Here is a 16,490-nt window from a genome sequence, read left to right on the forward strand (position 1 = left end):
CGGAGCTGACCAGTCAGTCTCCGCCTTTTTTCTGTTCTGGTCTTTGCACGGTGCAGTGCCCGGATTATTCGACAGCCTGACCCATGATGGCGATTGCAGCCCCCAGTGCGGCCAGCAGGCCAAAGAACCCGACCCTGACCCATCCGTTATCCTGCCTTGTGGCGATGACGGCGGCCAATAGAGCCTGCAGGCCATAATAGATCGCAAAGGCGCGCGAGGCGTAACTTACAATCGCAAAGATGTCGGCCGACCATGTCAGGGCGATGCCAATGACACCGAGTGCCAGATAGGCCTGCGGTTCGGTGATGCGATTGCGCGAAACTTCGGAAAACAGCCCGCCAGACCCGCTGGTATCGGCAATTGCGGCACTGAATTGCGATGCCAGTGCGGCGGCCACCAACATGAAAGGCAATATGGGGGCAACGATTCCCATCATGTCGATAATCGCGGTTTCCGAAGACGACATTTCATCTGGCGCGAAGACATAGGAAATCAGAAGGATGTAGACCAGATAGATCAGGGTGGAGAGCCACTGGGCAAGCCGCATCGACTTGATACGCGTGGTGGCATCATAGTTTGATCCCAGATAGCGCGATGTTTCGAACCCCTGAACCGTGATCAAAAGGCCGAATGCCATGGTGATGGCGGGCCAGCCGCTGACGTTCTGGGCATTAAAAGTCAGTCTGTCGTTGATGGCCTGTTCGCCGAAATGGGCAATCAGCCCGGCCAGAAGACCGGCAATGATCGCCAGTTTCAATCCGACCGAAACATATTCGAGACGCTCAAGGCTTTTGAAGCCGCGTAGCCAGCCGACCAGAACGATAATGATGAAGACCGCCGTGGTCATCAGTTTGGCGTCAAGAGCCGAACTGAACGGTGTCAGGCTAAGCGAAAAGGCGCCCAGCAGATTGAGGTAATAGGTCACCGAGATGACATAGGCAAAGGCCAGCGACCATGAGGACAGGGTTTCGACCTGTTGGGCCAGTTTGCCGTGTGTCCCATCGATGATCTTGTCTTCACCGGCGGCGATGTTGCTGCGGATCACCGACCCATACATGTATGCCACAAGGCACAGGGCCAGCATGACCAGCGGCGCATAGCCACCGTAGCCAAGGTTGAGCACCGGACCGAGCAACAGAAAGCCACTGCCGATGATCGAGGCCAGCGGGGTGACAACCGCGCGCCAGGTCGTGGAGCGCGAAACACGGGGCATGGAGAGCACGATTGCAACGCCGACGGTTGCGATAGCAATGATCAGGTCAAATATCACGTATCTTGCTCAGACTTTCGCAAAGCGGTGTGCTGATTTTCAAGGACTGAAAACCGTTTGTATTGATTACCATATCAGGTGATGTCTGTATCGTTGCCATGATTAAAGGACAACCAAAATTCGTGGCATAAATGCGTTTGGCGTTTTTTGCGCCAACGGGCGACAAGCAGACGGCTGGATGCACATATAGACGCGCAAAAGAGTGTTATGTGACATTCGACCTGATTTTTGCCACATCAAAGAAGCAATAGTCGATAATTCGACCTAAAATCCAGAAAACAGGAATCGCTCATGGGCCAGTTGACCCGGTTTTTCGCCGTTATCATGTTTTTCCCGCTCCTTGCCGCCTGCGAAGATGAACAGGCAAGTGGGCCGACTGCTGATGAAATCACCACGGCGGTGATCGAACGGTTTCGCGATGATCCCTATGCCAAGGTTGGTCATGTTGAAAACGTGACCAAGACAAACAGCATTTCCGAAGATGAAAATGAAGTGGTTGTCATGGTGCGTTACGAGCTTGTGTTTGATCGTACCGTCGCAGATTTTGCCGATGACGTGACCGAGAAAGGCAAGGCAGCCGGGTCGATGGATGAAGTTGGCAATACTGCGCGTGATGCGCTTGATCTTGTGAAGACCAAGATGCTGACCCTTAAGGAAGGGGGCTACAAGGTGGGCGACCGCCGCGAGATCGAAGACGAAATTCGTTTGCTGAAGTCCGAAAAGGGCTGGATTTATCGCGGCGGATCCTGATCAGCGCTGATGTTGTGCCCAAAACGCAGAAAAGGGATCCAGAAGGATCCCTTTTTTATTGTGGCAAAAGTCATCTCACTCTTCGAGTGAGGCCAGAACCTTTGGGGGCGGTGGCACATCCCCGGCCGCAAAGGTCAGGCCATCAAGCTGATTGAGGCCGTTGACACTCATGATGGCGTGCAGGCTGTCGACATACTCAGCGCCACGTTCGGAATATTTGGTCAGGGTATCGGCCAGGTCCCAGCCGCTGACGATCTGACCTTCGGCGCGAAGTGCCGCGCGGCGTTCGCGCAAGCTCTGATAGGCCGGGTGCGAGTTGATGTTGCGCGCATAGGCCCGGACACTGTCCATCAGGCTGCCGAATGCCTTGATCACGTGGGTTTTGCCATCTTCGCGATCCTTGGGCACGATGCCTTCATCATCCCCCCAGGCCCACTGGCCAAACAGGGCGTTGCCCTTGCGCACAAAGCGCGAGGTGCCCCAACCACTTTCTTCGGCCGATTGGGCAAGAATGAGCGAGGTCGGAATGACGTCGATGCGTTCAAGCAGGGCAGTGATGCCGCCATCGGTCACCCGATAGCGTTTCATCAGCTGGTTGACCCATTGCTGATCGGCCTGGCTGACCTGGGTGCCGGAAATACCCTTGGCCTGAATGGACATCAAACGTTCGCGGCGTGCGCTGATTTCTTCATTCACGCGCATGGCCAGCGGCAGCATGATCCGCAGGAAAAGGTGTTTGCGTTCATCGACCGATGCCAGTTCGCCAAGGCCCTTGGGTACACGCTTGATATAAACGCGCGGGACTTCGCCGACCTCATCAAGATGATAGTCGATGCTTTTGAAATACTGATTGAGCGCGACGACTTCCGGGCCGCGGCGATAAACCGGTTTCTTCTTTTTGTTTTTGATTGCTTCAGGCGTGACTTCGGCGTTTTCGGTGCCGAGACCTTCCGGAGTTGGCGAGAGATCAATTCCGGCGAAAATACCAATATACAGGAAAATTACTGCTCCGAAAATCGAAGCAAGCGCATAATTCCGGTAATTGTTTGTTTTTGCGCTAGTCATCTTTGAATCTCCAGGATCAGTCAGACTGTCCATCCCAAGTGGAGGTTATCTATGCCTGCGACACGCGATGATCGCAACGGCCAATATCTCCGAGAGTTGAAAACGCCAAGAAAACCTTTTCGTTCGGCGCAAAATTTTAACGCCCGGCGCGGGCAAAAGTTCGCGCCGGGCGTCTGAATTTGTTAACGACTCGTAAAAATGCACCTGAACCTGTCACCGATGGTCTGTTGCCATTTCGGGCGGTGACGTGTCAGTCCCGACAAAGATCGTGATAAGACCCTAGTCGGCCATGACCGGTTCGACGGCCTGAACTTCAGGCACGTAATAACGCAGCATGTTCTCGATGCCCATTTTGAGCGTCGCGGTGCTGCTTGGGCAGCCTGCACAGGCGCCATGCATTTCGAGGAAGACGACACCGTCTTCAAAACGATGGAAGACGATATCACCGCCATCCTGTGCCACCGCCGGGCGGACACGGGTATCAAGCAGTTCCTTGATCTGGCTGACCAGTTCATCATCGCCCTCGGCGGCAGAGCTGGTACCGGTTGCGGCGTTCGAATCCTGATCAAGAACCGGCTGACCCGACGTGTAGTGTTCCATGATCCCGCCAAGAATCTGCGGTTTCAGGGTCTGCCAGTCCTTGGAGTCATCCTTGGTGATGGTGATGAAATCGCCACCCAGGAAAACACCGGCAATGCCATCAATTTCAAACAGCTTGCGTGCAAGCGGCGATTTGATGGTTTCGTCACCCTTGACGAAGTTTGCCGTGCCAAGGCGGCCCATGACTTCTTCACCCGGAAGGAATTTGAGTGTCGCCGGATTTGGGGTCGGTTCGGTTTGAATGAACATTTCGGCTGGTCCTCTCACTCTGACTGTCGGGGCTTATGCTGCCCGCTCAACAGTCTGCATTGCATTTGGTTAGGCCCTAAATGGGGCAAAAAACCCAAAAGATCAAGTCGCAGTACGCAACTCAGGTATTCCGTGCGGCGCAAACTGTGATCACGTTGACGTTAGCGTTGCAGGATGCTGCTGATTTCGCGCATTTGGGTGCGTGCACGCAAAAGATAGAAACCAAGCCCTGCAAGATGGTTGGGGAAAACGATGCCATCGGCTGATCCGTTGACAACAACCAGTGGGTCAAGGGCGGCTGCGGCCTGCAACGAGAAGATCATTTCAGCCCAGACCGAGGCGATCTGGCGTTCATTGATGATCTGTTCGAAATCGGTACCAAGATCACGCAGAATCAGGCTGTAGGCATAAAGGCGCCCCTTGGTCGCATAGAAAACATCATCGGCCGTACGGTCAAAGATCGACGGGTTTTCAACCTTTTCATCAATCAGGGCAGAGGCCGAGCCAAGATCATTGGCAATACGGTTCAGCGTTTCCTGAAGGTTATCGGCACGGCGTTCAAAAACGGCATTTCCGTTGGTCAGACGGGTATTATAGCTTTGCAGCGAGCGGATGGCCTGACGGTATTGCTGTTCGGACGTCACACCGGGCAGCAGCGAAACACTGGGATCAAATACCCATTTGTCGCCGCGGAACTTCAATAGGCCGGCGGCGTCATCAAGATCGGGGTCAACCTGACTGGACCCACGGGCGCGTCCGATCTGATCGGAAAGCTCGATGGCAAAGCGCGACAGGGCATAGACAATGCCGGTCTGGAAGTTCGGCATGTTATCAAGGGCCGCACTTGGCAGGAAGAACGGGTCATTGGCCGTCCAGCGGTTTTGATTGACCTCGCGATCGATCAGACCGGCCGCGGTGCTGACCGCGTGACTGCCGCCCTGATAATCCCCGACAAAGTCGGGATCATCGTCAATGTTATGCACAAACGCCATGCCTGCCGGATAATAGATCACGGCAATCAGAACGATTACAGCAAGGCTGCGCACCCAGAATTTGCCCGACCCGAAAATGGCTTTCAGTCGTGCGCCAAATCCTGCAACGCCGCCTTTTTTATAGAGATAATCGTCTTCAATCATGGCCTGTCCTGTGAATTGATCGGGCACGTGCAATCAGGACTAGAACCTAGGCTGTTGCCACGGAAACGGCAAGTCCATGATTTTACGGATTGATGGTGATGAAGGTCTCATAGGTCGCCAGTCCAAGCAGCGTTTCAAGATCCTGTTCGGCCAGCGCGACACACCCTTCGGTGCCGGCATAATCAGGTTTGGCGATATGCATGAAGATCGCCGATCCCTTGCCGGGCACGGGCGGGTCATCATTGTGGCCCAGAACGACGATGATGTTATAGAGATCATCGTCACGAAACAGCTTTTCATGGCTGGCATCAAAGGGCAGGCGGACCGGGCAGTTGTAATCGGGGTGCTTGGGATCGTCACACCAGCCATCCGAGAAGGAAATGGTGGTGACCGGAAGTTTCGTGCGTGGACACGGCCTGCGGTCTGCCCGATACATCACATAACGTAGCTGCCAACGTCCGGCGGGTGTTTTGCCATCGCCCTCGGTTTTTGTATCCGCATCAGTGATGCCATTGACGCCCAGCGCACAGCGAAAACTGTGATCACCCACGCGCAACAACCCGTCGGCCGAGGCAGACAGTTCAAGCGTTTGGGACGGGGTGTGCGCAACAGCGTCGCTTTGCATTCTGCTTGGGGACCTTATTTGAGTTGGTGGTAGGCGGCCTCAATATGCTGACGCGCCGAGGGTGAGAAACAACAAAGGTAAATTTGTGGCATTTCGCCAGTCAGCTCACAAATCGTTGATACGGCGATTTTGGCGGCCTGGTCTTCCGGATAGCCAAATATTCCCGTGGATATGGCAGGAAAAGCGACAGATGCCAGATTGTTCTCAACCGCAAGCAGGATTGATGCGCGATAACAGCTTGCCAGCAGATCAGCCTCACCCTGCGTGCCGCCGTGCCACACCGGACCGACCGTGTGGATGACGTATTTTGCTTTCAAACCGAATCCCGGCGTGATCCGGGCTTCACCCGTCGGGCAGGGCGCAAACGGCTGGCAGGCGGCTGCCAGTTCCGGGCCCGCCGCGCGATGAATGGCACCGCACACACCGCCGCCAGGCAACAGGGCCTCGTTCGCGGCATTGACGATGGCATCGACATCAAGGGTCGTGATGTCGCCGAGAATGATTTCGATGGCGTGGGTCTTGTCGGGCGTCGTTTTGTGGGTCACGGACGATATCCTGTAACGTGAACTTTTCCCTCTTTTCCACCCTGTAAGGGTGGTATCCCTCCACCAAAGTATTGTTCCGTAAGCAATAAGTCAAAAAAACAACGCCCCGTCACATTTAACGGGGCGTCGCATTTGAAAGCCGAGACCGGTCCGAAGACGCGGTCGCGCTTTGATTATTTACCCAGACGGGTCACACCTTCTTCGATCAGCTTGGCAGCAGATTCTGCGCCTTCCCAACCGGTGACTTTGACCCATTTGCCTTTTTCGAGGTCTTTGTAACGCTCGAAGAAGTGCTGGATCTGGTCGCGCAGGATCTGCGGCAGATCTTCGTGGGATTTGATGTTGGTGTAGTACGGGTCGATCTTGTCATGCGGAACGCAGATCAGTTTTTCGTCCTGACCGGCTTCGTCTTCCATGATCAGAACACCGATCGGACGTGCGCGGATAACCGAACCGGCAACGACCGGCTCGCGGAACATGACCATCGCGTCAACCGGGTCACCGTCTTCGCCAAGCGTGTTGGGGATGAAGCCATAGTTGACCGGGTAATACATCGAAGTGTGCAGGAAACGGTCTACGAACACAGCACCGGAGTCCTTGTCGACTTCGTATTTGACCGGTCCGCCCTGCGGAATTTCGATGACGACATTTACGTCCCACGGAACATCTTTGCCAACGGCAATCTTGCTGAGATCCATCTGGGAAAATCCCTTTCGCTTTTTGAACGCATGCCCCGATCACCAGGGCGGCTGATATGAGCTTCGGAGATGCACAGATGCACCCGAAGGAAAATGATGCCGACCTTTTATCGCGAAACGCTGTCGTATCCAAGGGGGCAGGAAATGATACTTTTGATCAGAAACGTTATGCGGTTTCGCCGACCTGCAGCAACGCGCTTTTGATCGGAACGAAGCGATCTGTATCTGCCTCAAGACTTTTGAAATATCCGGGGTTCTTCGAAGCGTTTGCATGGCGGCTCGGCATGGAGCGCCCGTGGAAGAGATGCAGAACCGGGGAGCTGTACTCGACATTCTTGCGCTTAAGGCCAGACCGGATCATGCGCAAGACAAAGTCCGAGTCTTCAAGACCATGTCCCTCATAGGCTTCGTCAAAGCCGCCGACTTTCATGATGTCTTCGCGGAAGGCCGCAATGTTGCATCCTTGTGCTTTCTTCCAGCAATCGACGTGTTCCCACAGACTTTTCTGGCTTTGCGGGATCGGGATGAACTGAAATGGACGGTTGCAATTGCCGGTCAGGCCCAGCATGAAGAGAATCGCACGTGGCCATTTGTGGAAGCGAAGGTGGTTCTTCATTGCAAGTTTGGTAAAACGCTCCTTGAGGAACACGCGTTTGCCGGTGACGAAACAACCGGACTCTGCCGCCTTGCGATGGCTTGAGACGAAATCAGACATCAAGCAACAGTCACCGTCGGTAAACACGATGATGTCGCCTTCCGACATAGCAATGGCGCCGTTGCGCACACGTGACAGACGGTAGCCCTGATCTTCTTGCCAGAAATGTTTGATGGGAACAGGGGACTTTTCCTGCATTCTGGCGATGGTCTCGGCGGTTGCCGGCCCGGAGCCGTCATCTGCAACAATCACTTCGAAGTTGTCGTCCTTCTGATCGATGAGCGATTGCAAAACCATTTCGAGTGCTTCGGGCCAATTATAGGTCGAAACGATGACTGAGACCTTATGCACGCAAGCTTCCCCTTTGCGACGTGTGAAACCCCAGTCCAGAGCAGGAATGTGGGTGGATTGTGCGAACAGTATTTCCGACTGGCTCTTTGTTCAACATCCAATTGGCAGGCTGCTCTCCCTGGGGCCAAATGCAGTCCTCAAGGTTATCAGGACCTTTGGATGTTCGCCTGATAAAAGTTCCATGCATGCTCAATGATTTTGCGCGGTGACGGGTACTTTGGCTGCCAACCAAACAATTCATTGGCCTTTGCCGGGTTTGCAACCAATCTGGCCGGGTCCCCCGGGCGGCGGGCATCTTGGACAACGTTGAAATCCAGGGCGGTGACTTCCTTGCAGAGCTCGATGATTTCTTTTACCGAACAACCCTGACCTGTTCCGATATTGGCGATTTCGAATGCCGGTTCGTCAGATGAAGTAACATAACCCAGCGCCTTTACATGGGCATCTGCAAGATCATCAACGTGGATATAGTCGCGGATACAGGTACCATCAGGTGTGTCATAGTCCGCTCCGAATATCTTTATGTGATCACGTTGGCCGGCCGCAGTTTGCAGTACGAGCGGAATGAGGTGCGTTTCCGGGTCATGTCTTTCACCTGTCCGGCCCATCGGGTCAGCACCGGCAGCATTGAAATAACGCAGGGCAACAGCATGAAACCCGTAAATGGACGCATAGTCTGCAAGCATGGTTTCGACCATGGCCTTTGAACGCCCGTAAGGGTTTTCTGCCTGAACCTGCATCGTTTCATCAAGCAGATCGACATCCGTGTTGCCGTAGACGGCCGCAGTGGATGAAAACACGATATGTCTGCAGTCATTGCGGCGCATGGCCTCAAACAGGTTGAGTGATCCTGCGGTATTGACCTTGTAAAACCGGGCGGGCTCGACCATCGACGCACCTGCTTCGATCAAAGCGGCCATGTGAATGACTGCAGCAGGCTTGAATTCCTCAAAGACTCTGTTCAGTGCAGCATCGTCGCTAATATCTGCTTGAACAAACGGGATGTTCGGTGAAATGGCATCCCGGTGGCCATTTGAGAGGTTGTCAAAAACGACTGGCTGAAAGCCATTTTCCTGAAGTTTGATGCAAATGTGCGAGCCAATGTATCCCGCGCCGCCAGTTATCAAGATGTTCTGCATAACAATGAATTACTTTTCGTTCCTGAATTCAGGCATAAAATAAGCTCACATCACCTTTTTGCGCGCAAGTGATGCAGTTTTCGGATTGATCAGTTCGCGGATCCAGTTGGCGGCCTCAATGACGATCGGGTCTTTTTGGCGGGCCGGGCGGATCAGCAGGCGATACCACCAGTTCGAAATGAAATCCGGGAAATTAAGCGGCACAAGTTCGCCGCGGTCGACGTAGTTCCGCGCGACCACATCGGTACTGGCAACAATGCCCTGACCGGCACGTGCGGCTTCAAGCGCCCAGATATGGTGGCTGAAGGTCCAGCAATCGGCCAGCGAAAAGCTGGCATCACTGAACCATTGTTCGATCTGGGAGAACTGTTCGCTGTCGCTGTCAATCAACAGGATGTCGCGGGGGCCAAGTTCACCGACATCGACATTGCCAGCATCGTAGCCGCGCTTTGCGAGCCATTCCGGGGCGGCAAAGGCGGTGTAGACTTCTGGTGTCAGAAGCTCGGTAATCCAGTCTTCGGGACCGGGCAGGTCCTTTGGCGCGATCTGAAGGGCCAGATCAATCTCGAGCGGATCGAGCCCATCATCAAATTCGATCTTGCGGAACTGAACCGGGATATCAGCGGGTAACCGGTCACGCAGGTTATCAAGCTCATAGAGCAATACTGTCAGTGCCGGGGTCGCCAGTGCGCCGATGCGGATCGCCTTGCCCTTGTCCGGGCCGACTTCACCGGTGATATCGGCAATGCCATCAAGTGCCTCTGTCAGGCGGGGCAAAAGCAGTTCTGCCGATTTGGTCAGCGTCAGTCCACGGCCCTTGCGGGTGAACAGCACCACGCCAAGGTTTTCTTCAAGCTGACGGAGTTGATGGCTGATCGCGCTTTGGGTGACATGCAATTCTTCGGCCGCCCCCTTTACACTTTGGTGGCGGGCGGTGGCTTCAAAGGCGACAAGGGCGCGCAACGGGGGCAGTTTTCTGCGCATCGGGTCTCCATCCGGACGGTGCTAAAGGCTTTTGTCCTGTCTATCAGGACTGATGAGAAATTGGGCCAAAAAAATCTCAACAATGGCTGAAAAAGCTTCATTCGTATTTTTCCAAACAAGCAGGCAATATCATCGCCATACAGGGTTTCCGGCCAAGTTACTTTGACGTCCCCTTGCGCCACCCAGCAAGCCAGTCGCCCCCCGACTGCCGGAAACCCCAGTATCCCTTTTCAGAACCGGGATTGATGATGGCTGCGATGCAATTAAGCGGTAATTTCCGCGGCGTCCTGTGGATGACGGCTGCCATGGCATCGGGCGTCTTTGTCGATGTCTGTGCCAAGCTTGTCTCCCACGACGTTCCGACAGGGCAGATCCTTGCGATGCGTGCGCTGACCACGGTTGCGGTGTTTCTGATCATTGTCATGTTCATGGGCACGCGCCAGATCCGCACGCGCCGCCCCATGGCCCATATTGCGCGCGGCGTTTTGTGGTACGGGTCGCTGTTCTTTGTGTTCTTTGCGCTGCGCCAGATGAGCATTGCCGAGGTCAATGCCTATCTGTTTATCGAGGCCCTTCTGACCGTGATGATGGCGGTGGTGATCTTGGGCGAGAAACTGACACCGCGCAAAATCATCGCAACCCTTCTGGGGCTTGTTGGCGTATGGGTAATGTGTGTTCCGCGCATGGATGGGTTAGGTGTGCCGCTGGGTGTCGGGGCGGCATTGATCGGGGCGTTTTGCTTTTCGGCGCAAACCCTGTTTGCCAAGGTGCTGACCCGGACCGAGACCAATTTTTCCATGTTGTTCTGGCCACAGATCATTGCGGTTGTGATCTGGGTGCCGATTGCGATGATCACCTGGCATCCGGCGTCAGTGGCTGATTGGCTATATTCATCGGGTGCCGGTTTCTTTGCCATGCTGACCAATTACATGGTGTTGCGTGCGGTTCGCGTGGCAGACGCAAGTGTGGTGTCGCCAGCGGCCTATACGGCCTTGCCGTTTTCCGTCGCAATGGATCTGATCTTCTTTGACATGTTGCCGGTGCCGGTCATTTTCATTGGGGCGGGCATCGTCGTGCTTGCCGTGATGTTGCTGGATTACAAGGGCGGGGCCAAAGCCATCGAGGATGTCGTGGAAGCAGAAATCTCGGAACTCGATGAATTTGCCGGGAATGGTCAAATCGGGGATGAAGAGGCATCCCCGAAGCCGGCCGAGGCCTGAGCCCTGCATCCAGGCCTAATGATCAGCGATCATGTTGTGTCCGGGAATCGTCCGGGGCCTGATCGCGGTCATTCAGGCCGTAATCACGGATCACACCAGCCACCCGCAAACGATAATCTTCAAAGATTTTATGGCGGCCTTTGATCTGGGCTCTGCGATGTTCGCCCAGATTGCGCCAGGCGGCAATCGCGTCCTCATCGCGCCAGAAAGACAGCGATAAAACCTTGCACGGTGTGGTCAGGCTTTGAAACCGTTCGATCGAAATAAAACCATCCATGGTTTCAAGCACGGGTTTGAGATCACCCGCAATCGCAAGGTAATCGTCATAGCGCCCTTCATGTGGCGTGACTTCGAAAATGACAGCAATCATGGTTTGATCAGCTCCGCATGTGGCGCGGACGCAATTTTAAGAAACTGGCGTTCTTCGCGCAGGATGAATTTCTCGCACTGGGAAAATTCGTAATTCTCACGACCCAGTGGATCGTCTTTCAATCGGGCGCGATAGGCTTCATATGATGCCAGATCGGGCAAATGATAGATGCCATAGGCGGTTGAGACCGAGCCTTCATGCGGGGCGAAATAACCGACAAGGTCCGCCCCGCAGCGCGGAATGGCCTGCCCCCAGTTCCGCGCATATTCGATAAAGGCATCCTTTTTATAGGGATCGATTTCATAGCGAATGAAGCAAGTGATCATGACAGCGTCCTTTCAGGAGAGGGGTCTTTTTGGGTGACAGATCCATTATCCCGATTGCTGCGCATCAATGCTTCGATTAGCATCGAACTATGAAAGAAGGACCCGATATTGCCCGCGTGGCTGCATTGCTTGGCGATCCGGCGCGCGCAAACATGCTGACCGCATTGATGAGTGGCCGTGCCTTGACGGCGACTGAGCTGGCGCAGGAAGCCGGGGTGACTCCGCAAACTGCAAGCTCGCATCTGGCGAAGCTTGAAGCAGGCCAGATCGTAACCCCGCGCAAACAGGGGCGGCATCGTTATTTTACGCTCAGCGGGCCTGATATTGTCGAGGCGCTGGAAGTTCTGATGGGGATCGCCAATCGGGTCGGGCATAACCGGGTGCGGACCGGCCCCAAGGACCCGGAACTGCGCAAGGCACGCGTTTGTTATGACCATCTGGCCGGTGATATGGGCGTTGCGTTGTTTGATGGCCTTGCAAAGCGCAAGCTGATTGCAAGTGATCTTAATGGGGTTGCCCTGACGCCAGCCGGGATCGATTTTGCCAGTGAATTTGGCATTGATCTGGATGGTTTGCGGGCCAAGCGCCGACCGCTCTGTCGGGAATGTCTTGATTGGAGCGCCCGGCAATCGCATCTGGCGGGATCATTCGGCGCGGCGTTGCTGGACCGGTTTTATGATCTTGGCTGGGCGCGGCGCGTGACCGATTCGCGTATTGTGCGGTTTAGCAACGCGGGCGAGAAATCATTCCGCGACCTTATTAATCCCTAGGACCCGATCCGTCTTCCAGCAGGGTGGCAACAAAGGCCGGGACCAACTCGGTGGCCGGGCCATAAGTGCTGTGATCAAACAAGGTGGCACCGGAACTGGGTTCGAGATTGAGCTCGACCGTTTCGGCCCCGGCTTCTTCATGGGCAACCTGAACAAAACCGGCTGCGGGATAGACATTGCCCGATGTGCCAATCGAGATGAAAAGTCCGCAATCGCCAAGGGCAGCATAAATGCGCTCCATCTCAAGGGGCATTTCGCCAAACCACACCACATGCGGGCGCAATCCGCCTGCCTTGCCGCACGCGGGGCAGGGTGTTTCCTTGGCAAGATCGCCGGGCCATTCGGTCAGAAGGTCGCAATGATTGCAGCGGATTTTCAAAAGCTCGCCATGCATATGGATCAGGTTTTTTGACCCTGCCCGGCCATGCAGATCATCGATGTTTTGGGTGACCAGCAACACATCACCGGGCCATTCGGCCTCAAGCCTTGCAAGTGCGACGTGGGCGGCATTGGGCTGCACATTCGGATCATGCAGCCCAGCCCGCCTGTCATTATAGAAATGATGCACCAGATCGGGATTGGCGATGAAGGCTTCGGGCGTTGCGACCTCGGAGATATCGTATTTCGCCCAGATGCCGTCCGCGTCCCGAAAGGTATGCAGGCCGCTTTCCTTGGAAATGCCTGCCCCTGTCAGGATAACAATCGGAGCTTTTTCATCGCGCAGGATTTCGATCAGATCGGGGCGAAGTGGCATGGTGTGCGGTCCTGTACTGGTGTCCTGATGGTTTGAACAGCCTAATGCAAACAAAACACCCCCGCCAAGTCTGTCTGGCAGGGGTGAATGTAAAACCGATCGTCTATGACCGGTTATCTGAAATTCGTTTGGCGATCAGACCAATCAGGCAGAGGTATCAACGTTGCCGCCCGGGGTATCGTCCTGTTTGGGCGCATCCCCTGCCGGGTTTTTGGTGACACCGACCATGGCCGGGCGCAGCAAGCGGCCCTTAAGGACGTAACCGGCCTGCATGACCTGTGCGACATGACCGTCCGGATATTCCGGATGCGGCAGTTCAAACACGGCCTGATGTTTGTTCGGGTCAAGCTTTTCACCAAGCGGTTCAAGCTTTTCGATGCCGTTCTTTTCAAGCGCCTTTTGCAGCGCCTGTTCGGTCATCTCGACACCGTCGACCAACGTTTTCATCGCCGGGTCGGCATCGGACGTGTCACCGGCGGCATCAAGGGCGCGACGCAGGTTGTCACTGACATCCAAAAGGTCGCGGGCAAACTTGGTGATGGCGTAGTTGCCGGCATCCTCGACGTCTTTCTTTGCGCGGCGGCGGGTGTTTTCCACCTCGGCGGCCTGACGCAACAGACGGTCTTTCAGTTCTGCGACTTCGGCTTCAAGCGCCTCGATCGGGTCCTGGGGTGCAGCATCTTCGCGCGCTTCCTCGGTCGCCTCTGCTGCGACCTCGTCAGAAGCGGTTTCCTCTGCATTGACGTCGTGCAGATCTTCCGGATTGTTCTTTGCGGTTTCCGACATGGCTAACCTTGCTACTTTCACGTTATGCGGCCTGACACGCAGCGCCGCGATTTATCCAATCAGTCGACCGACCAGCTTGGCGGTATAATCGACCAGCGGAATGATCCGGGCATAATTGATCCGGGTCGGTCCGACAACCCCGATTGCACCCACAATGCTGCCTTCAGCATTCTGATAGGGCGAAATCACCATCGAAAGACCCGATCCGCCGAACAGTTTGTTCTCCGACCCGATGAAAATCTGAACGCCCTGGGCATCCGTCGTCACATCGAGCAATTCAATCATCTGATCGCGGGCTTCCAGCACGTTAAACAGGCGGCGAACGGTCTCAAGCTGTTCTATCGTATCGATACTTTCGAGCAGCTGGGATTGGCCCTTCACAATCAGGGACGATCCCTTGACCCCGCCAGCCCAGGTTGCCAGGCCCGCATCAATCAGATTGGCGGAAAGATCATCAAGCTCCTGCTTGAGGCGATCACGCTCCTGAGTCATCAGAAGGCGCGCATCATCAAGCGTCTTTCCAGCCAACCGGGTATTTAGATAGTTTGCCGCTTCTGTCAATGCCGAGGCGGGCAAATCGGGCGGAACATCAAGGATTCGGTTTTCAACATTGCCGTTTTGGGAGACCAGCACAGCCAGAACCTTGCCCGGCGACAGGGCAACAAATTCGATCTGTTTAAGGCGAATGCCATCGGTTTTGGGCGCGACCACCAGTCCGGCACAGCGCGACAGGCCGGATAACATGGTGGTGGCTTCGCCCAGCATCTGATCAAGCGAATAGCCCGCCTGTTCGCAGTTTTTGGTCAGTTGGTCGCGTTCGGCATTGGGAAGGTCGCCGACCTCCATCAAGGCATTCACAAACAGACGCAGGCCCTTTTCACTGGGCAGGCGGCCAGCCGAGATGTGCGGTGCGACCAGCAGACCCATTTCTTCCAGATCGGACATGACATTGCGAATGGTCGCAGCCGACAGGTTTTCCGACATGCGCCGCGCGATCGAGCGCGAGCCAATCGGTTCGCCCGTTTCGACATAGGCATCGACAATCTGGCGGAACACTTCACGTGACCGCGCATTCATGTCGCCCAGCAATGTATCGTCAAAATGCGCCATCTGGTTCGGTCGGGACCTGTTGTCGTGAAACTGTTGAGAATTTAGTCAGGCAAACCCATTGCGTCAATTGCACGGCCCATCGGCCAGCAAAGCTTGTGGAATCGCTTCAAGTTGTTGGTTTAGCTGCATTGCGCCAAGATTGCACGAAAACCGATAAAAACATGCGGGGAAACTGCTGGACGTTTGCCGGGTCACATCTTACTTTGGGCCAAATTTCACAGGACAATTTTGCTGTGTTCCGATCTGTGAACGCTGCCAAAACAAACAAGAGGTTCCTTCTCATGCGCCCTTCCGGCCGTAGCCCCGATCAGCTTCGCGATGTGACGATTGAAACCGGCATTTCCAAATATGCCGAAGGCTCCTGCCTGATCAAATTCGGCGACACGCATGTGATCTGTACCGCCACCGTCGAGGACAAGGTCCCGGGCTGGATGCGCAATTCCGGCAAGGGCTGGATCACGGCGGAATACGGCATGCTGCCGCGCGCTACTGATTCGCGTATGAACCGCGAAGCGGCCCGTGGTGGTCAGTCCGGTCGTACTCAGGAAATCCAGCGCCTGATCGGCCGTTCGATCCGTGCGGTTGCCGACATGAAGGCGATGGGCGAAATGCAGATGCGCCTTGATTGTGATGTTATCCAGGCCGATGGCGGCACGCGCACGGCATCGATCACGGGTGCTTATGTTGCGGCCCATCTGGCATTTCAGGGCGTGCGTCGCCTTGGTTTGATCAAGGAAATCCCGCTGACCCAGCCGGTCGCGGCCATTTCATGCGGCATTTACGAAGGTGAAGCGGTACTGGATCTGGATTACGCCGAAGACAGCAATGCCGGGGCAGATGCCAACTTCGTGCTGGCGGGCAATGGTGGCATCGTCGAAGTGCAGGCAACCGCCGAAGACGTACCGTTTGACCGCGCGGCCTATGATCAGATGTTCACGCTGGCCGAAAAAGGCTGCAAGGAATTGTTCGCCAAACAGCGTGAAGCCTTGGGTCTTTAAGGTCGCTGATCTTCGTCCCATGCTGGCCTGCAAATGGCGGGTCACTGCGCTTCCGATGCTCACGTAACGTCAAGTACGCTGCGCTTCGG

19 protein-coding genes are annotated in these 16,490 nt (G+C 55.2%); 4 read left to right on the forward strand and 15 right to left on the reverse strand.

Annotated elements, in window-relative coordinates; genetic code table 11:
• Nucleotides 1-64: 64 nt before the first annotated feature.
• Nucleotides 65-1,270 (reverse strand): hypothetical protein, encoded by a 1,206-nt coding sequence (locus tag HED22_RS05630; RefSeq protein WP_167720001.1) that lies wholly within the window; start codon nucleotides 1,268-1,270, stop codon nucleotides 65-67.
• Between the two features lie 291 nt (nucleotides 1,271-1,561).
• Between HED22_RS05630 and HED22_RS05635 the strand changes: the two genes are divergently transcribed.
• Complete coding sequence (locus HED22_RS05635; protein WP_167720003.1) at nucleotides 1,562-2,020, forward strand: hypothetical protein; 459 nt, start codon at nucleotides 1,562-1,564, stop codon at nucleotides 2,018-2,020.
• Nucleotides 2,021-2,095: 75 nt separating this feature from the next.
• Here HED22_RS05635 and HED22_RS05640 read toward each other — a convergent pair whose 3' ends face one another.
• The 9 genes from HED22_RS05640 to HED22_RS05680 all read right to left on the reverse strand — a co-directional run bounded on the left by HED22_RS05640 (nucleotide 2,096) and on the right by HED22_RS05680 (nucleotide 10,067).
• On the reverse strand, nucleotides 2,096-3,085 hold the full coding sequence (locus HED22_RS05640) for a glucosaminidase domain-containing protein (RefSeq protein WP_167720005.1): 990 nt from the start codon (nucleotides 3,083-3,085) through the stop codon (nucleotides 2,096-2,098).
• Between the two features lie 279 nt (nucleotides 3,086-3,364).
• Nucleotides 3,365-3,934: a NifU family protein gene (locus HED22_RS05645; protein ID WP_167720007.1), complete on the reverse strand. Its 570-nt coding sequence runs from the start codon at nucleotides 3,932-3,934 to the stop codon at nucleotides 3,365-3,367.
• Between the two features lie 161 nt (nucleotides 3,935-4,095).
• Nucleotides 4,096-5,070, reverse strand: a complete 975-nt coding sequence (locus HED22_RS05650; protein ID WP_167720009.1) for a DUF2333 family protein — start codon at nucleotides 5,068-5,070, stop codon at nucleotides 4,096-4,098.
• Nucleotides 5,071-5,152: 82 nt separating this feature from the next.
• Nucleotides 5,153-5,695: a L,D-transpeptidase gene (locus HED22_RS05655; RefSeq protein ID WP_167720011.1), complete on the reverse strand. Its 543-nt coding sequence runs from the start codon at nucleotides 5,693-5,695 to the stop codon at nucleotides 5,153-5,155.
• A gap of 14 nt (nucleotides 5,696-5,709) precedes the next feature.
• Nucleotides 5,710-6,240 carry an O-acetyl-ADP-ribose deacetylase gene (locus HED22_RS05660; RefSeq protein WP_167720014.1) on the reverse strand — a complete coding sequence of 177 codons (531 nt, stop codon included), beginning with the start codon at nucleotides 6,238-6,240 and terminating at the stop codon, nucleotides 5,710-5,712.
• 173 nt (nucleotides 6,241-6,413) lie between these two features.
• On the reverse strand, nucleotides 6,414-6,938 hold the full coding sequence (gene ppa, locus HED22_RS05665) for an inorganic diphosphatase (protein WP_167720016.1): 525 nt from the start codon (nucleotides 6,936-6,938) through the stop codon (nucleotides 6,414-6,416).
• Between the two features lie 166 nt (nucleotides 6,939-7,104).
• A complete protein-coding gene (locus HED22_RS05670) occupies nucleotides 7,105-7,944 on the reverse strand; it encodes a glycosyltransferase family 2 protein (protein WP_167720018.1) in 840 nt (279 codons plus the stop codon).
• A 146-nt stretch (nucleotides 7,945-8,090) separates the two neighbouring features.
• The gene (galE, locus tag HED22_RS05675) at nucleotides 8,091-9,083 is read right to left on the reverse strand and encodes a UDP-glucose 4-epimerase GalE (protein ID WP_167720020.1); all 993 of its coding nucleotides are present in this window, start codon (nucleotides 9,081-9,083) and stop codon (nucleotides 8,091-8,093) included.
• A gap of 45 nt (nucleotides 9,084-9,128) precedes the next feature.
• The gene (locus HED22_RS05680; protein ID WP_167720022.1) at nucleotides 9,129-10,067 is read right to left on the reverse strand and encodes a LysR family transcriptional regulator; all 939 of its coding nucleotides are present in this window, start codon (nucleotides 10,065-10,067) and stop codon (nucleotides 9,129-9,131) included.
• Between the two features lie 248 nt (nucleotides 10,068-10,315).
• Here HED22_RS05680 and HED22_RS05685 point away from each other — a divergent pair, with 248 nt between their 5' ends.
• On the forward strand, nucleotides 10,316-11,287 hold the full coding sequence (locus HED22_RS05685; RefSeq protein ID WP_167720024.1) for a DMT family transporter: 972 nt from the start codon (nucleotides 10,316-10,318) through the stop codon (nucleotides 11,285-11,287).
• A gap of 22 nt (nucleotides 11,288-11,309) precedes the next feature.
• Here HED22_RS05685 and HED22_RS05690 read toward each other — a convergent pair whose 3' ends face one another.
• Together HED22_RS05690 and HED22_RS05695 are read right to left on the reverse strand one after the other, a co-directional pair.
• Entirely contained in the window at nucleotides 11,310-11,657 is a 348-nt protein-coding gene (locus HED22_RS05690) for an antibiotic biosynthesis monooxygenase (protein WP_167720026.1), read from the reverse strand.
• Entirely contained in the window at nucleotides 11,654-11,983 is a 330-nt protein-coding gene (locus tag HED22_RS05695) for an NIPSNAP family protein (RefSeq protein WP_167720027.1), read from the reverse strand. Before HED22_RS05695 ends, HED22_RS05690 begins: the two co-directional genes overlap by 4 nt.
• Before the next feature lie 89 nt (nucleotides 11,984-12,072).
• Here HED22_RS05695 and HED22_RS05700 point away from each other — a divergent pair, with 89 nt between their 5' ends.
• Nucleotides 12,073-12,753 (forward strand): helix-turn-helix transcriptional regulator, encoded by a 681-nt coding sequence (locus HED22_RS05700; RefSeq protein WP_167720029.1) that lies wholly within the window; start codon nucleotides 12,073-12,075, stop codon nucleotides 12,751-12,753.
• On the opposite strand, the gene cobB is transcribed toward HED22_RS05700, so the two are convergent.
• The 3 genes from cobB to hrcA form a co-directional block, all read right to left on the reverse strand.
• A complete protein-coding gene (gene cobB, locus HED22_RS05705) occupies nucleotides 12,743-13,507 on the reverse strand; it encodes a Sir2 family NAD+-dependent deacetylase (protein ID WP_167720031.1) in 765 nt (254 codons plus the stop codon). The two genes, HED22_RS05700 and cobB, sit on opposite strands and share 11 nt — an antisense overlap.
• Before the next feature lie 144 nt (nucleotides 13,508-13,651).
• The gene (grpE, locus tag HED22_RS05710) at nucleotides 13,652-14,293 is read right to left on the reverse strand and encodes a nucleotide exchange factor GrpE (RefSeq protein WP_167720033.1); all 642 of its coding nucleotides are present in this window, start codon (nucleotides 14,291-14,293) and stop codon (nucleotides 13,652-13,654) included.
• 51 nt (nucleotides 14,294-14,344) lie between these two features.
• Nucleotides 14,345-15,403 carry a heat-inducible transcriptional repressor HrcA gene (gene hrcA / locus HED22_RS05715; RefSeq protein ID WP_167720035.1) on the reverse strand — a complete coding sequence of 353 codons (1,059 nt, stop codon included), beginning with the start codon at nucleotides 15,401-15,403 and terminating at the stop codon, nucleotides 14,345-14,347.
• 281 nt (nucleotides 15,404-15,684) lie between these two features.
• Here hrcA and rph point away from each other — a divergent pair, with 281 nt between their 5' ends.
• Nucleotides 15,685-16,401 carry a ribonuclease PH gene (gene rph, locus HED22_RS05720; RefSeq protein ID WP_167720037.1) on the forward strand — a complete coding sequence of 239 codons (717 nt, stop codon included), beginning with the start codon at nucleotides 15,685-15,687 and terminating at the stop codon, nucleotides 16,399-16,401.
• Nucleotides 16,402-16,490: the final 89 nt, after the last annotated feature.

Source organism: Thalassospira sp. HF15 (genome assembly GCF_011806525.1).
Lineage (GTDB): Bacteria > Pseudomonadota > Alphaproteobacteria > Rhodospirillales > Thalassospiraceae > Thalassospira.